17 protein-coding genes are annotated in these 21501 nt (G+C 51.8%); 3 read left to right on the top strand and 14 right to left on the bottom strand.

The window, feature by feature from the left end:
* The first annotated feature begins 17 nt into the window (after positions 1 to 17).
* A complete protein-coding gene (betB, locus tag KHQ09_RS06165) occupies positions 18 to 1481 on the top strand; it encodes a betaine-aldehyde dehydrogenase (RefSeq protein ID WP_213597066.1) in 1464 nt (487 codons plus the stop codon).
* Between the two features lie 48 nt (positions 1482 to 1529).
* On the opposite strand, the gene KHQ09_RS06160 is transcribed toward betB, so the two are convergent.
* Together KHQ09_RS06160 and KHQ09_RS06155 are read right to left on the bottom strand one after the other, a co-directional pair.
* Positions 1530 to 3875 carry a heavy metal translocating P-type ATPase gene (locus KHQ09_RS06160; protein ID WP_213599840.1) on the bottom strand — a complete coding sequence of 782 codons (2346 nt, stop codon included), beginning with the start codon at positions 3873 to 3875 and terminating at the stop codon, positions 1530 to 1532.
* A 79-nt stretch (positions 3876 to 3954) separates the two neighbouring features.
* A complete protein-coding gene (locus KHQ09_RS06155; RefSeq protein WP_238481573.1) occupies positions 3955 to 5619 on the bottom strand; it encodes an FGGY-family carbohydrate kinase in 1665 nt (554 codons plus the stop codon).
* Positions 5620 to 5712: 93 nt separating this feature from the next.
* Between KHQ09_RS06155 and rpoN the strand changes: the two genes are divergently transcribed.
* A complete protein-coding gene (gene rpoN, locus KHQ09_RS06150; RefSeq protein ID WP_213597064.1) occupies positions 5713 to 7023 on the top strand; it encodes an RNA polymerase factor sigma-54 in 1311 nt (436 codons plus the stop codon).
* Positions 7024 to 7074: 51 nt separating this feature from the next.
* Here the strand turns inward: rpoN and ycaC are convergent, their stop codons facing one another.
* From ycaC to KHQ09_RS06110, 8 genes are all read right to left on the bottom strand, one after another.
* On the bottom strand, positions 7075 to 7701 hold the full coding sequence (gene ycaC / locus KHQ09_RS06145; RefSeq protein ID WP_213597062.1) for an isochorismate family cysteine hydrolase YcaC: 627 nt from the start codon (positions 7699 to 7701) through the stop codon (positions 7075 to 7077).
* 161 nt (positions 7702 to 7862) lie between these two features.
* Positions 7863 to 8888, bottom strand: a complete 1026-nt coding sequence (locus KHQ09_RS06140; protein ID WP_338019231.1) for an endonuclease/exonuclease/phosphatase family protein — start codon at positions 8886 to 8888, stop codon at positions 7863 to 7865.
* A gap of 26 nt (positions 8889 to 8914) precedes the next feature.
* Entirely contained in the window at positions 8915 to 10018 is a 1104-nt protein-coding gene (locus KHQ09_RS06135) for a sn-glycerol-3-phosphate import ATP-binding protein UgpC (protein WP_213597060.1), read from the bottom strand.
* A 19-nt stretch (positions 10019 to 10037) separates the two neighbouring features.
* On the bottom strand, positions 10038 to 10880 hold the full coding sequence (gene ugpE / locus KHQ09_RS06130; protein ID WP_213597058.1) for a sn-glycerol-3-phosphate ABC transporter permease UgpE: 843 nt from the start codon (positions 10878 to 10880) through the stop codon (positions 10038 to 10040).
* A gap of 12 nt (positions 10881 to 10892) precedes the next feature.
* Positions 10893 to 11810: a carbohydrate ABC transporter permease gene (locus KHQ09_RS06125; protein WP_420801470.1), complete on the bottom strand. Its 918-nt coding sequence runs from the start codon at positions 11808 to 11810 to the stop codon at positions 10893 to 10895.
* A 154-nt stretch (positions 11811 to 11964) separates the two neighbouring features.
* The gene (locus KHQ09_RS06120) at positions 11965 to 13263 is read right to left on the bottom strand and encodes an extracellular solute-binding protein (RefSeq protein ID WP_213597054.1); all 1299 of its coding nucleotides are present in this window, start codon (positions 13261 to 13263) and stop codon (positions 11965 to 11967) included.
* A 256-nt stretch (positions 13264 to 13519) separates the two neighbouring features.
* Complete coding sequence (locus KHQ09_RS06115) at positions 13520 to 14107, bottom strand: hypothetical protein (RefSeq protein WP_213597052.1); 588 nt, start codon at positions 14105 to 14107, stop codon at positions 13520 to 13522.
* Positions 14108 to 14179: 72 nt separating this feature from the next.
* Entirely contained in the window at positions 14180 to 14422 is a 243-nt protein-coding gene (locus KHQ09_RS06110) for a hypothetical protein (RefSeq protein WP_022710068.1), read from the bottom strand.
* Between the two features lie 239 nt (positions 14423 to 14661).
* Between KHQ09_RS06110 and KHQ09_RS06105 the strand changes: the two genes are divergently transcribed.
* Entirely contained in the window at positions 14662 to 15849 is a 1188-nt protein-coding gene (locus KHQ09_RS06105) for a pyridoxal phosphate-dependent aminotransferase (RefSeq protein WP_213597050.1), read from the top strand.
* A 69-nt stretch (positions 15850 to 15918) separates the two neighbouring features.
* Here the strand turns inward: KHQ09_RS06105 and KHQ09_RS06100 are convergent, their stop codons facing one another.
* The 4 genes from KHQ09_RS06100 to KHQ09_RS06085 all read right to left on the bottom strand — a co-directional run bounded on the left by KHQ09_RS06100 (position 15919) and on the right by KHQ09_RS06085 (position 21429).
* The gene (locus KHQ09_RS06100) at positions 15919 to 17613 is read right to left on the bottom strand and encodes an ABC transporter permease subunit (protein WP_213597048.1); all 1695 of its coding nucleotides are present in this window, start codon (positions 17611 to 17613) and stop codon (positions 15919 to 15921) included.
* Positions 17610 to 18680 carry an ABC transporter ATP-binding protein gene (locus tag KHQ09_RS06095; protein ID WP_213597046.1) on the bottom strand — a complete coding sequence of 357 codons (1071 nt, stop codon included), beginning with the start codon at positions 18678 to 18680 and terminating at the stop codon, positions 17610 to 17612. The genes KHQ09_RS06100 and KHQ09_RS06095 overlap by 4 nt, the downstream gene beginning before the upstream one ends.
* 227 nt (positions 18681 to 18907) lie before the next feature.
* Positions 18908 to 19915, bottom strand: coding sequence for an ABC transporter substrate-binding protein (locus KHQ09_RS06090; RefSeq protein WP_022710073.1), 1008 nt, complete (start codon positions 19913 to 19915; stop codon positions 18908 to 18910).
* A 584-nt stretch (positions 19916 to 20499) separates the two neighbouring features.
* Entirely contained in the window at positions 20500 to 21429 is a 930-nt protein-coding gene (locus tag KHQ09_RS06085) for a DUF2865 domain-containing protein (RefSeq protein WP_213906854.1), read from the bottom strand.
* Positions 21430 to 21501: the final 72 nt, after the last annotated feature.

The raw sequence follows: 21501 nt of genomic DNA, 5'->3' as shown, positions 1-21501 counted from the left end.
TTTTGAAGGAATTTCCCATGCGCGCACAGCCGCAAGCCTCACATTTTATCAATGGCCGTTTTGTTGAAGACACGGCAGGACGTGCTTTTGATGTGATCTATCCTGCTACCGGCGAAGCCATTGCCTGTCTGCACGGCGCGACACAGGCCATTGTCGATCAGGCTGTTGAAGCCGCTGCCAAAGCGCAGGTTGAATGGGCAAAACTCAAGCCTGTTGAGCGTGGCCGCATTCTGCGCCGCGCCGCAGAGCTGATGCGTGAGCGCAATCAGGAACTGTCGGAGCTGGAAACACTGGATACCGGTAAAGCTATTCAGGAAACACTGGTGGCCGATGCGGCCTCCGGTGCCGATGCGATGGAATATTTCGGCAGTGTGATCTCCGGTTTCAATGGCGAGTTTGTCGAACTTGGCGGGCCTTTTGCCTATACCCGCCGCGAGGCACTAGGCGTTTGCGTTGGTATCGGCGCATGGAATTACCCGATCCAGATCGCATCATGGAAATCTGCCCCTGCTCTGGCAATGGGCAATGCGGTGGTGTTCAAACCATCGGAGAACACACCGCTGTCAGCTCTGGCACTCGCACAGCTCTACAAGGATGCCGGTCTGCCGGACGGGCTTTTCAACGTGGTTCAGGGCTTTGGTGATGCTGGCGCGGCACTGATCAGCCATCCTAAAGTTGCCAAAGTTTCGCTCACCGGCTCTGTACCGACGGGCAAGAAAATCATGGCGCAGGCCGGTAGCGAGATGAAACAGGTCACCATGGAACTCGGCGGCAAATCCCCGCTAATCGTGTTCGATGATGCCGATCTGGAAAATGCCATTGGCGGCGCCATGCTCGGCAATTTCTATTCCACAGGTCAGGTCTGCTCCAACGGCACCCGCGTTTTCGTGCATGAAGCTGTTGCGACAAGCTTTGTCAGCCGTCTGGTTGAACGTACCCGTGCCATTCAGATCGGCGATCCGCTTGACCCGAGCACGCAGATGGGGCCAATGGTGAGCCTTGCTCAGCGCGACAAGGTTTTGTCCTATATTGAGAAGGGCAAGACTGAAGGTGCAAATCTGGTTTGCGGCGGCGGTGTGCCTGCCTTGCAGGGACTGGAAAACGGTTTCTATATCGAACCGACAATTTTCACCAATGTCAGCGATGATATGAGTATTGCACGGGAAGAAATCTTCGGCCCTGTGATGAGCATTTTGACCTTCAGCGATGAAGATGAAGTCATTGCTCGCGCCAATGATACAGAATTCGGCCTTGCTGCCGGTGTATTCACTGCAGACAGCGCGCGCGGCCATCGTGTGATCGCCGCCCTCAAGGCCGGCACATGCTGGATCAATGCCTATAATTTGACACCGGTAGAAGTACCGTTCGGCGGCTATAAAAACTCCGGTATCGGCCGCGAGAACGGCCTCGCCGCTCTCTCCCACTACAGCCAGATCAAAACGGTCTATGTAGAAACCGGTAAGGTCGACAGCCCTTACTGAGATTGTTTCAAGCAAAATAAAAAGCGGGCAAAATGCCCGCTTTTTTGTTTAAAGTTTTAGAGCCCTCAACCGCAATGAATTGGCAATCACCGAGACCGAGGACAAGCTCATCGCCGCTGCTGCAATCATCGGCGACAATAAAGTGCCGGTAAACGGATAGAGCAACCCTGCTGCCACCGGAATACCCAGTGCGTTATAGACAAAGGCAAAGAACAGGTTTTCCTTGATATTGCGGATTGTCGCTTCTGCCAGATGATGCGCACGGGCAATGCCGGTGAGATCACCTTTGAGCAGCGTAATCCCCGCACTTTCCACGGCCACATCAGCACCCGTGCCCATAGCAATACCAACATCGGCGGCGGCCAGTGCCGGTGCATCATTCACACCATCCCCCGCCATAGCGACTTTTTTGCCCTGTTTGTGCAACTCATCAACCAGCGCTTTTTTATCTTCCGGCAGCACATCGGCGCGCACATCATCAAGACCAAGTTTTGCCGCCACAGCACGGGCTGTACGTTCATTATCACCGGTTGCCATAATGATCTTCAAGCCACGTGCATGGAGTGTGCGGATAGCTTCTGCCGCTGTTTCCTTAATCGGATCGGCCACAGCAACCAGACCTGCCAGCTTGTTATCAACGGCAACAAACATCGCGGTCTTACCTTCTGCCCGCAATGTATCGGCCTGCGCCTGAATGGCGGCAATATCCAGCCCCATATCCTGCATCATCGCAGGATTGCCGAGCGCAACTGCCCGTCCTTTTACCGTACCGGCAACACCTTTGCCGGTAATTGCCTCAAATTCATCCACATTATCGGTCTTCAACCCTTTTGCTTCGGCACCGGCAACAATAGCTTCCGCCAGCGGGTGCTCCGAGCCTTTCTCAAGGCTTGCAGCAAGTTGCAACAGCGTGTTGTCGTCGATGCCGGAAACTGCCACCACATCTGTCAGCTTCGGACGACCTTCTGTGAGTGTGCCGGTTTTATCAACGATCAGCGTATCCACTTTCGCCATACGCTCCAGTGCCTCGGCATCCTTGATAAGCACACCAGCCTGCGCACCGCGTCCTGTTGCGGTCATAATTGACATTGGCGTTGCCAGTCCCAGCGCACAGGGACAAGCGATAATCAGCACCGAAACCGCCGCCACAATGGCATAGATCATGCTCGGCTCCGGCCCCCACAGCGCCCAGCCGATAAAGGAAAGGATCGCAACGACAATAACCATCGGCACAAAATAGAATGAAATCCGGTCAGCCAGCCCCTGAATGGGCGCACGGGAACGCTGGGCTTTGGCAACCATATCCACGATCTGCGACAGCATGGTTTCTGCGCCGATTTTCTCCGCCTGCATGACCAGAGAACCGTTTTTATTCACGGTACCACCGATCACTTTATCGCCTTCGGTCTTTTCAACCGGCACCGGTTCACCGGTAATCATGGCCTCATCAACAGAGGAGCGGCCTTCCACCACGATACCATCCACCGGCACGCTGTCACCGGGACGGATACGCAACTTGTCACCGGCCTGCACCTCGTCCAGCGGCACATCAGCTTCGCTGCCATCAGCCGCAATACGGCGGGCAGTTTTCGGTGCCAGATCAAGCAGAGCGCGGATAGCCGAGCCGGTACGCTCGCGGGCACGCAGTTCCAGCACCTGTCCGAGAAAGACCAGCGTGACAATAACGGCTGCGGCTTCGAAATAAACAGGCACCGAACCGCCATGACCACGGAAGGAATGCGGGAACATATCCGGAAACAGAATTGCAACTACGCTGTAAAGATAGGCGGCACCGACACCGATCATAATCAGCGTCCACATATTCGGACTGCGGTTTTTAAACGAGTCGACCCCGCGTTTGAAAAACGGCAGCGCCGCCCAGAGCACCACCGGTGTCGCCAGTATAAACTCCAGCCAGACCGTTCTTTGCTCCCCGATCCATTCACGGATCGGCAGACCAAGCATTGGTCCCATTGTGACTATCAGCAAAGGAATAGAACAGATCGCACTTACCCAGAAGCGGCGTGTAAAATCCACTAATTCAGGATTAGGCCCGTCATCAAGCGACGGCATAACCGGTTCCAGCGCCATACCGCAAATCGGGCATGAGCCCGGTTCATCACGGATAATCTCCGGATGCATCGGACAAGTATATTGCGCCCCTTTGATTGCAGGCGCGGCGGCAGATTGTGCAGTGAGATATTTCTCAGGATCGGCTTTGAATTTACTGTGACAACTATCCGAGCAGAAATGATATTCATGCCCCTTATAGGCCATATGAGGCTTGCCGGCGGCAGGATCGACCATCATCCCGCAGACGGGATCTTTCACTTTATTACCATGATCATGGTCGCCGTGATGATGCCCGTAATGCGCATCATTGGCATGGGTCATATGCGATGCAGTATGCTTCATAAGAATCTCTCCTGCCTGTCAATTAACAGGCAGGATAAAGGTTCCCACTATAGCAAGGTCAAGCTATAGATTCAGCTTCTTCCTCATCATCAGCAACCGGATTTTCGTCCATCAGTTCTGCGTAATCGGCATAATCCATCTGCATACGGCGATAGACCAGATATTTTGCGTCGTGATAGCCAGCGATTTCACCGGTGCGTGGCTCCAGCACTTCACCCTTGCCGCTCATAGCCGCCATTGCTTCAGGCAAGTTCGCGAAATCACCACTGGCGACTGCACCAAGCATGGCTGAGCCCAGCAACACCGGCTCGGCCTGTTCAGGCACCAGTACACGGCAACCGGTAGCATCTGCATGTTCACGCAAATAAAGCTGATTGCGCGCCAGACCGCCGGAGACCACCAGCGTGTCAATCTCCATGCCTTCATGGCGCATTTCTTCAAGAATATGCCTTGTGCCATAGGCCAGCGCCTGAATGGTGGCTAGATAATCCAATGCCAGATCATCCAGTTCGTGATCCAGTGTCAGGCCAACAATCGCGCCCTTACGCCAGCTTTCCGCCAGCGGGGAGCGATTACCGTGGAAATCCGGCTGTACATGACGGTGACGGGTCAAAGTTGCCGTTTCTTCAGCCATTTTGGCCAGATGCGCATCCAGCAGATCGGCAATGCGCTTGCCCGGATTTTCTGCTGCCAGTTTAACCGACACCGCATGACGCGCAATCACCGCATCGATCAAAGCACCAGCTGCCGACTGCCCGCCTTCATTCGCCCAGAGATCAGGCAACAGCGCCGAATAATAAGGCCCCCAAACACCGGAGACAAATACCGGCTCTTTGCTCAGAGCGATATGGCAGGTTGAGGTACCGGCGATCAGCGCCAGACGCTGTTCTGTCGCACTCACACCGGCATTGTCTGCAACAGCCAGCGTGCCAAGTGCACCGGAATAAGCATCAATCAGACCGGTGGAAACGGCGATACCGGCTTTAAGACCAAGTTCCGTTGCGGCCTGTTCCGACAATTTTCCGGCCAGCTCACCGGCAGCACCAAAACGATTGCCGATGGCTGCAAAATTGTCGTCTCCCAGTTCTTCAAGGCCGATATTCTCAAGAAACGTGCTGTCCCAGCCCTCTCCGGCTTTGCCCCGATCGCCGAGATAAGTCCATTTGCACACCGGCGAGCAAAGCGAGCGCATATCGGTGCCGGTCGCGCGATGCACCAGCCAGTCCGGCAAATCCCAGAAAGCGGCTGTCTGTGCCCAGCTTTGCGGCAGTTCACGTTTGAACCAGCGGATTTTCGGCAGTTCCATTTCCGGCGACATACGACCGCCGACGTGATTCAGCACTTTGCCACCAATTTCGGTGATCTCTTCGGCATCATTAATCGCGCGGTGATCCATCCATAGGATCACATCCTGATCCGGCTCGCCCTTCGGGCTGACAGTGACCGGCTTGCCTTCCGCATCTGCGATAACCAGCGAGCAGGTGGCATCAAAGCCGATACCGGCAACACTGTCGGCAGCGATTGCAGCTTCAGCCATTGCGTTTTTCACAGCTGTGCAGATCGATGCCCAGATATGAACTGAGCTTTGCTGGGCAAAATCCGCCTGCGGGCGAAAGGTTTCGATGGCACAGGCTGCAGTGCCCAGTAGCTGGCCTTTGCTGTCAAAAATCCCTGCTCTGGCGCTGCCGGTTCCGACATCAATTCCAATATAGTGGCGCATCATCAATCCTCATGCACAGAAGAAAACTTTGATTCCGTGCTTACAACAATTTCATGACGTATCAATAGCACTGAAAGTGGTGCTATAAACAGATCAATGGCTCTCTCTTCCAAGCCCGTTTTGCGGCAGACCCAATCACTGACTATGACGCCGCAAATGCAGCAATCACTCAAAGTGCTGCAAATGAGCCGTGCTGAGCTGGAAGACTTTGTACAAAGTGAAATAGAAGCCAATCCGCTTTTGCAAAGAGCGCCGTCCGGTGCGTTGCCCTCCTCCGGCGTTTCAGAATATTCTGTTGAAGATTTCGGCAGTGTGCAACATTCCCTGCAAGATCATGTGGCCGAGCAGATCAATCTGAGTATCAGAGATAAAACCGAACGGCATATTGCCGAGCTGCTTACCGAGACTTTGGATGAATCCGGTTATCTTCATGCAGACTTGGTGCAGATCGCCAAGCGCCTGAATGTGACACCGGAACAGGTTATGCGTGTTCTGCACCAATGTCAGGCTTTTGAACCGGCAGGGCTTTTCGCCCGCAATCTGGCGGAATGTCTGCGTCTGCAACTCATTGCCGATGATCGCCTGACTGCAGAAATGGCCATTCTGCTTAAGCATCTTGATCTGGTAGCGAAGCGTGATTTCAGTGCGCTTAAAAAGCTCTGCGATACGGATGATGAAGAACTGGCAGAACTACTGGGCGAACTCCGTGGTTTGAACCCCAAACCCGGTCTGATCTTCGACAGCACACCTGCGCTAACCATCATTCCTGATTTACTGGTTGCCAAAACACCGAATGGCGAATGGAACATCACTCTCAATCCGCAGGCTCTGCCCCGTGTGCTGATGAATGAGGATTATAGCCGTAAACTCAATGACAATAGTCTTTCCAAAGAGGAAAAACAGTTTCTGCGAGCCTGCAAACAAAAGGCCAGCTGGCTGACCCGTATTCTCGATCAACGCGCGCAGACGGTGTTCAATGTCGGTGAGCAGATCATCACTCATCAGCAAGGTTTTCTGAAAAGCGGGGCTGTGGCGCTCAAACCGCTGACAATGCAAATGGTGGCAGATGCGATTGAGATGCATGAAAGCACCATTAGCCGCGTTGCCAATCAGAAATATATGCTGACCCCGCAAGGTCTGTTTGAATATCGCTATTTTTTCAACTCGGCGATCAGGGGCAAAACCGGCGATGACATTGCCTCGGAAGCTGTGCGCATCAAAATCCGCACGCTGATTGCGCAGGAAAACATCGACAGCATTCTGTCTGATGAGGCCATCGTGCAAAAACTTGATGCGGAAGGTATTGTGATTGCCCGCCGGACAGTTGCCAAATATCGAGAGGAACTCGGCATTCCCTCCTCCGCAAAACGGCGGCGGGAAATGAAACTGCATGCTCAAAAAAGATAAGGCCGCGTAATCAATTGCGCGGCCTTATCCTTAAGCTATGGGCTCAGAAGATTATTTTGATGCTTTAACAGTGTTGTAGCTGTTAATCAGGTTGCGGCAATCCGGAATGTGGTTTGCGAACAGAGTACCCAGACCTTCCACATCATTACGCCAATCGCGGTGCAGTTCACAGGCAAGACCGAACCATGTCATCAGCTGTGCACCGTTAGCACTCATACGATCCCATGCGGAATGACGGGTGATCTCGTTGAATGTACCGGACGCATCGGTCACCACGAACACTTCGAAATCTTCAGCCAGAGCCGACAGCGCAGGGAAAGCCACACAAACTTCGGTCACCACACCAGCGATAATCAGCTGTTTCTTACCGGTTGCCTTAACGGCTTTCACGAAATCTTCGTTATCCCAAGCGTTGATCTGACCAGGACGGGCAATATAAGGCGCATTCGGGAAAAGCTCTTTCAGCTCAGGTACGAGCGGGCCGTTCGGGCCATCTTCGAAAGATGTGGTGAGAATGGTTGGCAGGTTGAAATATTTTGCCAGATCGGCAAGTGCCAGCACATTGTTCTTGAATTTATCAGGATCAATATCACGAACCAGAGACAGCAAACCTGTCTGATGATCTACGAGAAGAACGGCTGCATTATCTTTATCAAGACGGTTATAAGGCTTGGACATTTTCAAAACTCCATGGTTTCAAGTTGATGAAATGAACCTACCCGTAAGACGAAAACTCCAAAAGACAGTTATTTGGAACCACAACGTCCCATAAAAGAGACAATCAGGCTCTTTACAAAACCGGAAGGAAGACAGGCTTCCCTCCGGTTTAATTCAACTGATTATGCAGCGCTGAAACCATCAACACGGCAAACAATCAGATCATGATCAGAAAGCGGACGCTGATTATCATCCAGTGAAGAGATGATGCGGCTTTCAGCAATATTCAGACCACGGCTCAGGAACCAGTCCAGTTTCATGGCACGGTCAGGCCAGCGGGTAATCAGGCTCGGACGGGTTGTCATCTGATCCAGCGCACCACTGTGACGGATGAAACCGCGCTCGGCAGCGACGCGGAACAGACCTTCCGCCTCGAAATCCCCTTCCGCATGATTGCCGGTATTGAGATCGCCGCCGATCAGCATTGGCATGCCGCCAAATTCTGCTTCCAGCGCATCAATCAGCTGTGCGACCTGTTTTTCGCGATAGGCTGCCGGAGAGGCGCTTTCCAGATGCACGGACACCGCGAGAAACGGCCCGTCAACGGTTTCAATCACCGCGCCGATCGCATTGCGCTCCCCTAATCGTGGCTGATCGCCACCATTGAAGAACCACAGACGCTCACCGGCCAGACGCTGCACAAAGATCCGCTGCATAGGCACGGAAGACATCAGCGCATTGCCGTGGAAACCTTTTTCGTTGAAATCATCTTTACAGAACGAATGCTCGATTTCAGAGCCAAGCCCAAGCTCGATGAATTCCACGCCATAGGCATATTCCATGTCCATATGGCGGGCGACTTCCGCTGTCATGTTCTTCTGCACGGTGCGCGCCATGCCATTATCCATCTCGGTCAGCAGTGCCACGGCCGGTTTTTCTGCCAGCATTTTTGCAGCGCTCTCCTCAGGAAACAGACAACGCTCCAGATTCCATGCAGTGACATTGAACGGAAACGCCAGCGGTGCGGTTGAAGCAGCCTGACCGCCGGTTTCCACACGGGTCATACACTCCATGGAAACCAGCTTGGCATCATGGGCAGCCATGGTTTTATCCAGCTGGGTGATGCTCTGGCGCTCCTCATGGGATGGCACATCCAGAACTGCAACTTGTGTGCGGATCATGGTTTCAACAGTCATTACTTCAGTCATGTCATTTCTCAGTCTTGTGCAATATTTCAGGCAGAAACAGCTTGGGCTGCTTTTACGTGGGTTGCGGCTGTTTGCGACAATTCAATGCGCTTGCCGCTCTGTTTATCAAAAAAGTGCAGTTTTTCAGGAGATACCGCCAGACGCATCTGATCACGGATTTCAGCCTGCGGCGGCAGTGCGGCGACCAGTTTCTGATTGCCCGCATAACCATGCACGATGCGTTGTGCGCCCAGCTCCTCCACATAATCGGTGCGGAACTGCAAGCCCTGCTCATGCGCTTCAGCGATATTCAAATCTTCCGCACGGATACCGATTGTTACCTCGCCCTGCACAGATGGTTCTGTGCCGAGTTTCAGAATATCCTCGCCCAGCATCAGTTGCGCCTGATGCACAGTGCCGTCAGCAAGATTCATTGCCGGTGAACCGATAAAACTGGCGACAAATGTCGATGCAGGCTTGTGATAAATCTCCAGCGGTGCACCGATCTGCTCGATCTCACCACCATTCAGCACCACCAGACGATCAGCCAATGTCATTGCTTCGAGCTGATCATGGGTCACATAAATCGAGGTTGTACCAAGACGACGCTGCAACTGCCGGATTTCTCCGCGCATGGAAACGCGCAATTTGGCATCAAGATTGGACAGCGGCTCGTCAAACAGGAACACCGCAGGCTTGCGCACAATTGCACGTCCCATAGCCACGCGCTGGCGCTGACCACCGGAAAGCGCACGCGGCTTGCGTTGCAGATAAGGTTCCAGTTCCAGCATCCGCGCAGCCTCCGCCACACGCGCCTCGATCTCGGCCTTTGGCGTTTTGCGGTTCCGCAAGCCATAGGCCATATTATCATAGACGCTCATATGCGGATAAAGCGCATAATTCTGGAACACCATAGCAATGTCACGATCTGCCGGTTCCACCTCATTCACGGTACGGTTGCCGATTGCCACCTCACCTTCCGAGATGGTTTCCAGTCCTGCCACCATACGCAGCAGCGTGGACTTTCCGCAGCCGGAAGGGCCAACCAGAACAATAAATTCACCGTCTTTAATATCGATATTCACCGCGCTGACGGCTTTGGTGCCGCCCGCATAGATTTTCGATACATTTTCAATTTTAACCTGTGCCATTGAAGGCTCCTAAAATCTCTTACTTGTCGCTCTCGGTCAGGCCTTTGATGAACCAGCGCTGGAACACCACAACCACCAGCACCGGCGGCACCATGGCCAGCACGGCAAGAGCAAAAGCCTCATTATAGTCCGGAATTTGCGCCCCGACCCACACCTGCAAAATCTGTTTGATGCCACGCATCAGCGTGAAGAAGCTCTCATCGGTCGTCACCAGCATCGGCCAGAGATACTGGTTCCAGCCATAGACAAACATGATGATAAACATCGCGGCAATCATGGTGCGCGACAGTGGCAGCAGAATATCGATGAAGAATTTCACTGGTCCTGCCCCGTCAATACGGGAGGCTTCCAGCAACTCATCCGGCACAGATTTAAAGAACTGCCGGAAATAGAATGTCCCCGTGGCCGAAGCCAGCAGCGGCACAATCAGCCCTGAATAGCTGTTGAGCATGCCGAAGGACGACACCACCTGATAGGAAGGCACGATACGCACTTCCAGCGGCAGCAGCAGCGTGGTGAAAATCAGCCAGAATGCCAGCGTGGCAAAGCGGAAGCGGAAATAGACAATCGCATAGGCTGCCAGCATCGACAGCACAATCTTGCCGACTGCAAAACCGAGGCCGAGGATCAGCGAGTTCAGCAGCATCCGCGATCCGGTGATCTGTCCGGTGAAACCACCTTCACGGGTCAGCACATTGCTATAGGTTTCCGTGAAATTATCGCCCCAGCTCAGAGACAGACCGTTGGAGTGAATATCCGCCGCCGTATGGCTGGAGGTGGTGAAAGCCACCACCACCGGCAGGATCAGAAACAGCGCTCCGGCAAGCAGGATCAGATGATCGGTAATTTTAACTTTATGCATCTCGTCCCCCACTTAATTGTAATGAATGCGCCGCTCAACGAAGCGGAACTGCACGATGGTCAGCGTGAATACCACCACCATCAGAATGACGGATTGTGCCGAAGAGCTGCCGATGTCATTACCGCGGAAGCCATCCATGAACACTTTATAGACCAGCGTAATCGGATTATTGGCGGCTTTATCCTTCACCATTACGTCGATCACACCGAAAGTGTCGAACAGCGAATAAGTGATATTGATAATCAGCAGGAAGAACACGGTCGGTGCCAGCAAAGGCAGAATGACCGTGCGGAAACGACGGGCACCGGAGCGGCAATCCATAACCGCAGCTTCACGCACTGAGGCGGGAACCGCCTGCAAGCCGGACAAGATGAAAATGAAATTATATGGAATCTGCTTCCAGACCGAGACGACGATCATCGCAAACGCAGTGTCGAAATAGTTCAGCCCGACTTTCATATCCCAGCCAAACCATGCAGCCATTTTCACAAACGGGCCGATATGTTGGTCGAAGATCATCATCCCGATGAGACCGGCAACCGGCGGCGCAATGGCATAGACCGAAATCAACACAGTTTTATAGGCAGCATTGCCACGGATAACCGCATCAGCTTTTACCGCCAGCAACATGCCAATGCCCAGCGACAGGGCTGTAACAATAATCGTAAAGATCGCCGTAAAACCGGCAATTCCGCGATATTCAGGACTGACCAGCACATCCGTATAGTTTTCCAATCCGACAAAAGTCGCACCGAAACCGAACGGGTCTTCAATATAGAAGGATGACTGAATGGCCTGAACAGACGGCCAGTAAAAGAAAATCAAAACAACAGCCAGCTGCGGTGCCAGCAGAAGATAAGGCAGCAGGCGTGAATTAAACTGCACGCGCTTGGCTGCTTCTGTCGGTTTTGTGCCACCTATCAGTGGCAGCTTTGCAACAAACGCAGCGAGTTTTGATGGTTGAGAAGTCTGGATATATGCCACGCGGCAAATCCCCGTCTTTTTGAGAAGTATCTATTAAAAACGGGGTCAGGCATGACTTGCTCCGACCCCGTTCATCACATTGAGAGACGTCTCTCAGTCCTTAGTTCGCGGTCTTTGCGAAACGGGTCAGCAGGTCGTTTCCTTCTTTTTCAACTGTCTCGAAAGCCTGTTTTACAGAGGTTTCACCAGCGAAAATACGGTTATATTCGCGTTCCATGATAGTACGGATCTGCGGATAGAAACCGAGGCGGTAGCCTTTCGACCACTCACCGGACTGCAGCATCAGCTGCTTGATCCCGACTTCAGCAACCGGTGTCTTTTCGTAATAGCCTTCAGATTTTGCCAGTTCATAAGCAGCTTTGGTGATCGCCACATAACCGGTTGCCTGATGGTAATATTTCTGTACTTCCGGCGAAGTCAGGAACTGGAAGAAGTCAGCCACGCATTTGTTTTCTGCGTCCGGCTTACCGGCCATGGCGAACAGAGCCGCCCCACCGATAAAGCTGTTGGTGCCTGCACCGTCAACGGCTTTCCAGTAAGGCAGGAAGTCAGCGGAGAATTCCATTTTCGCGGTTTTCTGCAGACCGCCGAAAGAACCGGAAGAACCAATCCAGAAAGCAACTTTACCTTCATCAAAAGGCTTCTGATTGTCTGCCCAGCCTGCACCGTAGAAGCCGAAATAGCCTTTATCAGCCCAGTCTTTCAGCTTTTCGAACATCATGATGAGGTTCGGATCAGTCACATTCAGTTTTGTGTCCTGAACGCTGTCATAACCGTTATTATTGGTGGCGAACTGAATGTTCTGACGGGAGAAGAAGTTCTCGGTGAACTGCCATGTCAGCTGCGAAGCGGTGAGCGGAATATAACCGGCTTCTTTAAGCTTCGGTGCAACGGCTTCAAATTCTTCCCAGGTCTTCGGGGCTTCAACGCCAGCCTTTTTCAGCGCTTCAGTATTGATATACATGATTGGCGCGGAGGAGTTGAATGGCATGCCAACAAATTTGCCATCCGGTGCCGCATAGAAATAGCGCACGCCTTCGATAAAGGCTTCACGGTCGAATTTGTAACCGGCATTGTTGATCAGGTCTTCAGCAGGAACAGTTGCGCCTTTTGCATTGATGATGGTGGCTGCACCGGCATCAAAAACCTGAAGAATATTCGGCTGTTCGCCGGAGCGGAATGCAGCAATACCGGAGGCCAGCGCTTCTTCATAAGAGCCTTTGGAAACCGGTGTCAGCGCGCAGGACTGCTGGGATTCATTGAAGCGCTTGGAGATCTCATTGATCACGTCAGCATTCGCGCCACCCATGCCGTGCCACCAGCTGATATTGGTTGCAGCCATTGACGATGTTGCAGAGACGGTGAGTGTCAAAGCGGCGATAGAAAGTTTTCTGAACATTACAGATCCCGTTTGTTGAAAAACTGGTTCCGCAATAGAGGGTGGATATGACACCGAATTAACAGGAATGAATCAGATTTATGAAACACACCGAAACCGGCAAGTTGCATAAATCTGCCACTGCCTGCCCTGTAGCAGAGCATTTCCAGTTTAGGCTGAATCATTGGAAATGCTCTATCTTTTTGTTTTTACGCGTATCTTATCCGAAAACCGTTTCACACTTTTCGGGATACGCTCTAACCTAAACAGGCCTACCTCACGGCAGGAAAATGAAATCCAGAATGATCGTGGAAAATAACAGGCCAATCATCACATATTGAAATCGCCTGCGCTTAATATTCATCGCAATCAGAATAACGATGGTTTCCAGCACCATGACAACCGGCAGAACGACCATATTATCGGTGTCGTTTTTAATGAAGGATGTTCTGATCTGCTCAAAAGACTGCATACTGTTGATGAAAATAAAGAGAGCAAAAAGCCATTTCTTTCTCGAAAAGAAATAGGTCTCGTAATCCCCGTATTCTTTAATGTCATCCGGCGTCAGGGTAACGCAGATGAAAAACAGACCAAAGACATAAAACAGCTCTAAGATATAAGTAACAATATCATAGGTTTTGCTGTTGCTCTCGATGAGATAATCCCACCAGAATTGAATAATCCATAAAAATACAACCAGTATCCAGCCGATGTGGATATAGGATATCTTGTTCTTCGAAGGGTGCTGAATAAATTTGGACGCGAAGACCAGCAAGCGCGATAGGCACAAGCTTATGCCCATGCCATTGATAATGCGCATATGCGAAAAAACATCAGCCTGACTGACAAGAATATCCGTTGCCATTGGCAAGCTCCCCTCCGGATAAGCGCATTATAAACTGCCGGATCACATCCCCTCCGGCTGTCATTTTACTTATTAGTAAATTATTAGCTCGAATGATGCCGACATAGTCAGAAGCAGAGCACCCAGAATTGCCAGAATCAAGCCGGTTCTGAAATGTTTGGATGCTTTAACAACCAAGCCCTTGTCATCGCTTTGTCCCGCATCACCATGCAGAGATGTGGAAAACAATACGACCAGCAAACCGATCAGCAGTGTGAATGAACCCGCAGCACTCAGCAGATCACAGATAAAAAGCGTTAAATTGGTATTGGTCATAGAAGCTTCACCGGACAGATTACAAAATTACACGTGATGGTTATAAACTCTGCCCGCGCATGACAAGCCTGAAGATTTCAATAGATCATAATGTTGAACAATAATTCCCACCATAATTTATGCGCTTTTCTGATGTCATGCAGAAACAACACTGGTCTTAACTTCGGTTCATGCGATACAACGCATGAATTATTAAAAAATGCAGCAAGCATGAATAAAAATACGGAGGAGCGCTCAAGATGCATTATGCGCGTATTACCGAGCGTTTGAGCAGCAAAGGCTCACACAAATGGGCTGTCCATATGCGCGCCCGCGAGATGAAAGCCGCAGGCGAAGATATTATCGAGCTGACCATCGGCGAACCGGATATTCCGACACCTGCCGAGATGATTGATGAGGCTGCCCGCTCCATGCGCGCAGGCCGCACCCGCTATACCAGCGGCCGTGGGGAGCCGTCGATTCTTGCAGCTCTGTCTGACAAATATTCGAAGCGTACCGGCCGCAAGATCAGCCAGCAGCAGATTCTCTGCTTTCCGGGCACACAAAGCGCACTGGCAATTGCCATGCTTGGTCTGGCCGAAGAAGGTGACGAAGTCATCACCACCAACCCGTGCTATGCGACTTATGAAGGCGTGATTAAAGCAACCGGTGCCACGCCGGTCTATGTGCCGGTCAGTGAAACCAACGGTTTCCGCCTGCAGGCGGCCGATCTGGAAAAAGCAATCACACCACGTTCGCGCGTACTGTTGCTCAACTCACCGCATAACCCTACCGGCGCTATGCTGAGCCGTGAAGAAATCGCAGCCATCGGCGAAGTCTGCCGCAAACATAATCTCTGGATCATCTCCGATGAGGTTTATGAATTGCTGGTTTTTGAGGGTGAATTTGCCTCTCCGCTTGATCTGCCAGAACTGGCCGAGCGTACGGTTGTGGTTGCCTCGATTTCCAAATCCCATTCCGCGCCGGGCTTCCGCAGCGGCTGGTGCATCGGACCGGAAGAATTTACGGATCGCCTGCTGCCATTGTCAGAATATTTACTGTTCGGCGTGCAGCCTTTCATCGCGGATATGACTGCCTATGCGCTGAACCGTCCGGCAACCGCAGCGCAGCAAATGCTTGAGAATTTCTACCGCCGTGCGCAAATGATCTCCGAGCGCCTTGATGGTCATGCCGGAATTTCCTGCAAGATCCCGCAGGCAGGCATGTTCATTCTGGCAGATATCCGCGCCACCGGCATGACCGGTGCGGAATTTGCGATGCGCCTGCTGGAAGAAGAAAAGATTGCGACTATGCCCGGCGATTCCTTCGGCAGCAATCTGGTCGGCTTTTTGCGTCTGAGCCTCAGTGTGGCGGATGATCAAATTGATGCAGCCTGTGCCGGTATGGTGCGGCTTGCACAACGTATCACACTGGAAAAAGCAGCCTGATTTCACCTCCTTCCAATACAAAGCCCGCCTCATCACTGAGGCGGGCTTTTTTTGTTTTTCATATCGGTTTTAGCGGATCAGTGTCACATGCTTGGCACCAAATGCCCAAAGAATACCGCGCACGATCAGCAAAGCTGCAATCACAATCAGCATAATACAGACCGAGAAAGCTGCCGCCTGATTGACCGCCCCGCGATCAGACAATTGCAGCACAGAGATCGAAGCGACCTGCGTTGCCGGTGTGGTGAGAAAGATCACCGCAGACAGCGATACCATGGTGCGCATAAAGAACAGAACACCCACGCCCAGCAATGTCGGCCACAGCAGCGGCAGTGTCACTTTACGCAAAGTTGTCAGCACGCTGCCGCCGAGCATGGTTGATGCTTCATCAAACGAGCCGCTGATCTGTTTCAGACTGGTTGAGGAGATCAGGAATGCGTGGGCATGGTTATAATAGACGCTGAGAATGATAATCAGCGCAAAACTGCCATAGAGGAAGTGCAGCGGGTTGGACGGATTATTAAAGGCCAGCACATAGCCAAGCCCCAGCACCATACCCGGAACGGCTGACGGCAAGATGGCCAGGAATGCCAGCGGGCCGGTGAGCGGATTTTTGAACTTCTGCACCGCAATTGCAGTCATACCGGCAATTGCCACGCCCAGCACAGCCGTTGCCAGACTGATCTTCACACTGTTCCACAAAGGCGCTGTGCCATTCTGCACATCGAACTGATAATGCTGAAGCGTAAAGCTCATATTATATGGCCAGAGCTTGACGAAGCTTGCCAGCACCACAATCAGAATAACACTCAGGATCAGCGCCATTGTGAAATAGGCATAAAGCCCGAGCAGCAGATCACGTTTACCTGACGGGCGCACAACCATCGGCCGCGCTTGTGAAGTGAGCAGTGCCTGCTGCTGTTTGGTCAGGCGTTTTTCAACAATCTTGGCGGCAATGGCAGGCATCAGCAGCACAATACCGATCACCGCGCCAAGACCAAACTGCGCCTGCCCTATCACCTGATTATAGACTTCTGTGGCCAGCACGTTGAAATCGCCGCCGATCACCATCGGATTACCGAAGTCAGTCATCACCAGATTGAACACAACGAAACAGGCTGCCGCCAGACCATAGCGGGTGGCAGGCAAAGTCTGGGTGCGGAAAATACGCCATGGCCCTGCCCCCAGCACTTCCGCACTCTCATGCAGCCGCGCATCGCTGACAGCCAGCGCTGCCGAGAGGATCAGGAAAGCATAGGGGAAAGCATAAAGCGCATTCGCAATCACCACACCCCAGAAACCATAGATATCAATATCCATGCCCATCCAGCGGTTGAGAATACCGTTACGACCGAGCAGCAGCACCAGCCCCTGTGCCTGCACCAATGACGGAGCAAAGAGCGGAATAAGCGCTGCCATCCGCAACAGGGATTTAAACGGTACATGGGCACGCTGCAGCGTATAGGCATAGGCATAGGCCATGCCGGTCACAATAATGGTACAGGTCAGCGCCATACCAAGACTGTTCAGCACCAGCGTCCAGAAACGCGCGGTTGTAAAAGTGCGGGTAAAATTGCCGAAACCAAAACCTTCAGGCGTACTGAAACCCAGCACCAGAATGGCCCAAAGCGGCATAACAAGGAAAATCAGGATCAGAGCTGTAATCCCGATCGTCATCGCCCATGAAATGAAATTGTCGCTAAACAGACCGCGCTTTAAACCGGCGCCGGTCGTTGTTGTTACAGAAGCCTCGGCGCTGCTCATGACAGCACCCGTAAAGCATCTGCCGGCAGATGCAGCGTTACTGCATCACCTGTTTGCGGCAAGTACCCTGCTCTGTTGGCGGTGCCGTGCATTTCCACGCTGATTTTAACGTCTGGCCGTTTATCCGGCACCACTTCCAGCCGCGATATATGCCCCAGATAAATCTGACTGCGGATGGTTGCCGGAAAGTGATTATCATCCGGCATGGTTTGCGTTGCGGGCAGCAGGCTGACGGCCTCAGGCCGGATACCGACTTTACTGACCGGTGCGGAACCGGAAATCTCTGCGGCATCCAGTTTCAGCACTTTATCTGCAAAATGCAGGCTATTACCGGCAGTCTTATCCAGCGGCAGAATATTCATGCGGCCGATAAAATCCGCAACAAAGCTGGTTAAAGGCTGCTGATAAAGCGTTTGCGGCGTACCGGTTTGTTCAATATGTCCGTCTTTCATCACCACGATCACATCGGCCATAGCCAATGCTTCTTCCTGATCATGTGTGACCATAATGGTAGTAATACCGACGCGTTTTTGCAGCGCGCGAATTTCATTGCGCAATTCCTCGCGCACCTTCGCATCCAGCGCGGAAAGCGGTTCATCAAGCAGCAAGAGTGACGGATTGGGAGCCAATGCACGGGCAATAGCTATACGCTGTTGCTGACCGCCGGACATTTGCGCCGGTAGTTTCTCGGCCTGATTAGCCAGATGCACCAGATCCAGCATTTCACGCACCCGCGCTGCAATCTGTGCTTTTGTCCAGCTCCGGCATTCCAGCCCGTAGGCAATATTGCGCGCCGCCGTCATATGCGGAAACAGCGAATAAGACTGAAACACAACACCGAAATTACGTGACCGCGCAGGTGTGTGCGACAGGTCATTATCACCCAGCATAATCCTGCCGGAATCAATTTCTTCCAGCCCCGCAACGGCACGCAGCAACGTTGTCTTGCCGCAACCGGAAGGCCCGAGAAAACATACCAGAGAACCATGCGGAATATTCAGAGAAACATTATCAAGGGCTTTCACTGCGCCATAGCTTTTAATGACATTCTGAATGTTCAAATCCATTGGTATATTTCCTTTGGTATTTTGTTTTTATGGACGCAGCTGAAAATCCCTGCGTATTCCCCGTTGCATGAAATTTCATGCAAATGCTTATCAGACCGATTCAAGCCGCGGCTTTAAATCTCTGTTTTTCGTATGTTTTTTACAGCGCAGAAAACAGCTTGCTCAACGCTTTGAAAGCCGAAAGAGCAAGACCGGACAGATGCAAGGCTGTCCGGTCTGTTTAACAATTAGCGCTCGTATTTCTTCTGCCATGTTTCAATGATCTTTGTGCGATCATCGGCTGCGGCTTTGAAATCAACCGCATACATAACCTTGGACACATCTTCAGGAAGACCGGCTTCTTTGAACTTGTCCGGCATTGCGCCGCCCGGAATCGTTACAATGGCTTTCCACTTGTAATATTCGTCGGCAGCCTGCTTGCTCACAGTCCAGTCGAGAAAACGCTTGGCTGCGTCTTTGTTCTTGGATGTTGAAACCAGCGCATTAGCTTCCAGTTCATTACCCGCGCCTTCTGACGGGATCACCATGGTGATCGGATAGCCTTCGGCAATATTCTTGATGGCGCGCAGTTCAAAAGAGGCACCCACAGTATATTCGCCCATTGAAGCGACGTTACACGGCTTGGAACCGGATTTGATATATTGCGCTACGTTCTTGTCGAGACTGTCGAGGAACGCCCAGCCCTTTTCTTCGCCCATCTGCTGGATCAGCGAGTCAATCTGGATATAGCCGGTGCCGGATGATGCAGGGTTCGGCATCACCACTTCACCTTTAAAGGCAGGGTCGGTCAGATCGGCCCATGACTTCGGCATTGTCAGGCCTTTGGATTTCAGGCGCTCATTGTTTACGCAAAAAGCGGCCATATAACCGGTAACCGCAAACCAGCGGTCTTCCTTATCACGGAACTGCGCAGGCACGGTGTCGATATTCGCAGGCTTATAAGGCTCCAGCGTTTTAATAATTTCAGGATTGAACAGCGAGGTAACTGCAACGCCCCACAGCACGTCATGTTGCGGATTTGCCTGTTCGGCGATGATACGGGCAACAAGATCGCCATTGGACAGGCGCAGCATATTAATATCCAGATCAGGCAAAGCTTTTTTCGCCTCGGCGAGGAAAGCTGCGGCCTCATCTTCTTCATAAACAGTATAAACCGTCAGCGTCTCTGCCAGTGCAGAACCGGCCATCAGAGTCGCAGCCAGCGCACCCAGAGTTTTCAGGTAAGTCTTGCGCATATCAAAGCCCCCATCCCATGGATTTTGTTTGAGTTTTTATAAAAAGTTCCCGCACATAATGATGAAATAGCCACAGATATCAATGCGAAACTTTGAAAACACACCGGAACACGCTGCGCTTGCCCCCTCCCGCTGCAGTCATTCCTGTGGCTTCATTGGTCGCATAAACATGATCTCAGAATGAGACCATTCTTCAGACAATGCTCCGCACAACCTCACAGAAAGACACATCTGTCAGGTCAGCTTCCAAATTCTCGATTGGTCATATTATCGCGGTCGTTGAATGAGACCATTTAACGACGGATACACTAAAGTCTGTGGCTGCAGATGTGTTTTCCACACCCGTATTGCATTCACGATCTTGCATAAAAATCAGGGGTGAGTGACGGATCAAAAGCCGCCCCCATCAGGATAACCTCAAAACTGTGCCTGTGCTTTGGCTCATGCGCATGTCCGTAAGCGGCAAAAAACAGCGCATTTTGTCATAATAAACATTTCCGCAAACAGGCAATAAAACTGCAATATTTGCTGTCGTTTTCACGGTAACAAATATCGCATTCGGTCAGTTACGCCATGCGATCAGATCACTCTGTGCTGTGTAAAACTTCTATGCCTGTTTCCGGCTGCTCACGCCGGCTGCCCAGATTAACCAGCATATCATTACCGTCCTGCAAGAAGGCAGGTCCGACAATCCGTACAGCACGGTCAGACATATCTTTTTCAACGACCGGAACAGAAACCGGCGCCATCACCGGCTTAACAGGCGCAATGGTTTTTTTCTTCGGTTTTGCGGAACCTGCCCGCACCTGCTCAATATAGGAAAAATACTTTGCCCAGTTACATTTCTGAAAATTCTCTGATGCCTGATAGGCATAGGCAGAACCCAGATTGACGTAGGATTCGCGTTTATCAACGGATACCATATCCGCAGTCTCGGCAGCAGGATCACTCAAAATATACAGATTGACGTCGGGGGTCTCGCAGATGAAACGACACTGCGCCAAGGTCTCTTTTATCTTGTCGCTTCGGGCATATTGCGAATGTGGTGCCGGAAAATAATATCCATCGGACAAGCGCACACAAAACAGTAGAGGTGTTCCCGAATACTGACCGCCAAACAAATTGGTATTTTTGGTAAGCTGGCTTTTGTTGCTCAGCCCGGTTGGTTTCGATGATGTAGCAGTGAGAGATGTTCCGCTACATTTTGCCAAGGCTGCTGCACTTTTCTGCAACTGTTTTTGTATGTCACCACGCCGCTGAGCCAAATCACGACAAGCGTTAAAAAAGCCGCCCTGAGCATTTTCTGCCGTACATTTCCGGCCGCGCTCCATATTTTTCAAGGCAGTCAGCTGACGTTTTAAAATAATATCGGCAGCGATCAGGGAATTATCCGAACATGTCGCGGCAAGAGCAGGAGAGATTGCACCCGTTACAAGCAGGACAACCAAGAGGAGCAATGTCTGGCGAAGCGTAACACAACGCGCCATAAGCGCAGGCATCACCGGAAAACCCAACCTCTTTGACACCCTCCACTTAACCACAGTCCCCTCCGCGTGTTTATGTAACGGCCGAATTGAGCAAAGAAT

Origin of the sequence: Pseudochrobactrum algeriensis (genome assembly GCF_018436245.1) — a bacterium.
In the GTDB taxonomy this organism is placed as follows: Bacteria; Pseudomonadota; Alphaproteobacteria; order Rhizobiales; family Rhizobiaceae; genus Pseudochrobactrum; species Pseudochrobactrum saccharolyticum.
This window is presented reverse-complemented; position numbering and strand designations above follow the sequence as displayed.

Excerpts from the sequence above, each read along its gene's own strand:
- betB (WP_213597066.1), top strand. The coding sequence starts at position 18 with ATGCGCGCACAGCCGCAAGCCTCACATTTTATCAATGGCCGTTTTGTT.
- KHQ09_RS06160 (WP_213599840.1), bottom strand. The coding sequence starts at position 3,875 with ATGACCCATGCCAATGATGCGCATTACGGGCATCATCACGGCGACCAT.
- KHQ09_RS06155 (WP_238481573.1), bottom strand. The coding sequence starts at position 5,619 with ATGATGCGCCACTATATTGGAATTGATGTCGGAACCGGCAGCGCCAGA.
- rpoN (WP_213597064.1), top strand. The coding sequence starts at position 5,713 with ATGGCTCTCTCTTCCAAGCCCGTTTTGCGGCAGACCCAATCACTGACT.
- ycaC (WP_213597062.1), bottom strand. The coding sequence starts at position 7,701 with ATGTCCAAGCCTTATAACCGTCTTGATAAAGATAATGCAGCCGTTCTT.
- KHQ09_RS06140 (WP_338019231.1), bottom strand. The coding sequence starts at position 8,888 with ATGACTGAAGTAATGACTGTTGAAACCATGATCCGCACACAAGTTGCA.
- KHQ09_RS06135 (WP_213597060.1), bottom strand. The coding sequence starts at position 10,018 with ATGGCACAGGTTAAAATTGAAAATGTATCGAAAATCTATGCGGGCGGC.
- ugpE (WP_213597058.1), bottom strand. The coding sequence starts at position 10,880 with ATGCATAAAGTTAAAATTACCGATCATCTGATCCTGCTTGCCGGAGCG.
- KHQ09_RS06120 (WP_213597054.1), bottom strand. The coding sequence starts at position 13,263 with ATGTTCAGAAAACTTTCTATCGCCGCTTTGACACTCACCGTCTCTGCA.
- KHQ09_RS06115 (WP_213597052.1), bottom strand. The coding sequence starts at position 14,107 with ATGGCAACGGATATTCTTGTCAGTCAGGCTGATGTTTTTTCGCATATG.
- KHQ09_RS06110 (WP_022710068.1), bottom strand. The coding sequence starts at position 14,422 with ATGACCAATACCAATTTAACGCTTTTTATCTGTGATCTGCTGAGTGCT.
- KHQ09_RS06105 (WP_213597050.1), top strand. The coding sequence starts at position 14,662 with ATGCATTATGCGCGTATTACCGAGCGTTTGAGCAGCAAAGGCTCACAC.
- KHQ09_RS06100 (WP_213597048.1), bottom strand. The coding sequence starts at position 17,613 with ATGAGCAGCGCCGAGGCTTCTGTAACAACAACGACCGGCGCCGGTTTA.
- KHQ09_RS06095 (WP_213597046.1), bottom strand. The coding sequence starts at position 18,680 with ATGGATTTGAACATTCAGAATGTCATTAAAAGCTATGGCGCAGTGAAA.
- KHQ09_RS06090 (WP_022710073.1), bottom strand. The coding sequence starts at position 19,915 with ATGCGCAAGACTTACCTGAAAACTCTGGGTGCGCTGGCTGCGACTCTG.